We start from the raw sequence: 1,570 nt of genomic DNA, 5'->3' as shown, positions 1-1,570 counted from the left end.
CAACAATGCTATAATAAACAATACTAACCTTAAAGGTAAAAAAATTGCTTAAAATATTAAAAAACTTTCATTGTAATTTTTACAAAAAATATATAAAAAACTATTTTTAGAATATCAAGGAATATAAATGAAAAAACCTTTTTATAAACTTAAAAGATTTTATATACCCTGTATTATATTAATCATAATACTTGCCGTGCTTGCAAAATTACTTTATTCTCCTTTATATACGATTTATTGGGGAATATATCATCATCCTAAGGCTCAATTAAATTTTAAAAATTTTGAAAAAATGACTTTAAATCCAAGTCCTAAAGATATGATTAAAATTGTAGATGATTATCAGCCTAAACTAGAAGACTTTAAAGATTTAAATACAAAAATGCAAAAGGCTATTTTTGATTTTAAGGTGGCTAAATTATTTGGATTTGAGGATAGGTATTGCCAAAATTTTATTCAAAGCAACATTGATATTTTTATCTTTCTACATGGTAGAGAGCAAACCTATTTTAATTATCTTAATTTCATAAGCGATTTAAACTCAAATGAAAAACAAAAATACCTAAACTTAAGAGCCTCTACTAAAGATTTAGAAAAACAAATTTTTAAAGAAAAACTTAAATTTATAAAGCACTATGAAGAATTTTATGATTATTTAGATAGCATAGGCTATTTGGATAAGGGAGCTTGGTATAAAGCTATGGCTCTTTACTCAAAAGTATCAATTCAAGGAATGTTTTTACTTTACAACACCCAATTATGTTCTTTTAAAGACAAATTGACAATATTCAAACAAGTGAAAGAAAGTTATAATACACTTAAAAAATTAGATACACTAGAATTTTCTAATGAAGAAATAAATAAAAAGTGGAAAAGTAATCATAAAGCAATAATAATCTTTATAGGTAATTATTTAAACAAAATCCAAAAGGCCTTAGATGAATGCAAATGAAAATAATATTAGTGTTCATAATGAAAACAATACCACTATTAACATTAAAGAAAGTATAAAAGAAGCCCTAAGAGAAGGACAAGAAATTGTAGAGAATAGTAGAGATGCAACCGGAGAAATAAGCAATACCTCTCATTTTTTAGGCAATATATTCAACCTTTCCCCCAACTCTCCCACTAAAGAAACCCTACAACCTTATATTCAAAAAGTTCAAGTTATTACAGATAAAGTGGATAACAAACTAAAAATTACTGAATATACCTTAGAGTATATTAACAATGGCGATATAACTAAAGTTTTAGTAAAACTAGGAGAAGAAGTTATACAAGATTTTGTTTTAAAAAAAGGCTTAGATATTTCTAAAGAAATAGCACTTATCTTGTTTAGAGGAAAAATTATTTTTGGTATAATTATTTTTGCTGGAGGAAGTGTTATATCTTACTATTTTTCTGAAAACATTAAAGAATTAGCAAAAAAACTGCTAATAAATACTCAAGATTTGCTTAATAAAATCGGAGATAAAATTAAACCTCCTGTTGTATGCCCTAGTAATTCTATAACACCTAATGGTCAATGTATTGATCATCCAAATGATTTTTTTCAAAAACTAATCAATCC

The 1,570-nt window shown here is 25.3% G+C and carries 2 protein-coding genes; both read left to right on the top strand.

Translation table 11 applies throughout. The annotated features are described in order from the left end of the window. The first annotated feature begins 127 nt into the window (after positions 1-127). Positions 128-952, top strand: a complete 825-nt coding sequence (locus tag L8Y18_RS08495; RefSeq protein ID WP_044598833.1) for a hypothetical protein — start codon at positions 128-130, stop codon at positions 950-952. Then, on the top strand, positions 939-1,570 hold a 632-nt coding region (locus L8Y18_RS08490; protein WP_263676659.1), incomplete at its 3' end, for a hypothetical protein. The genes L8Y18_RS08495 and L8Y18_RS08490, both read left to right, overlap by 14 nt.

Origin of the sequence: Campylobacter sp. CNRCH_2007_0968H, assembly GCF_025773245.1 — a bacterium.
Lineage (GTDB): Bacteria > Campylobacterota > Campylobacteria > Campylobacterales > Campylobacteraceae > Campylobacter_D > Campylobacter_D lari_D.
The sequence above is the reverse complement of the archived record's forward strand: the minus strand, read 5'-3'. Positions and strand labels throughout refer to the sequence as shown.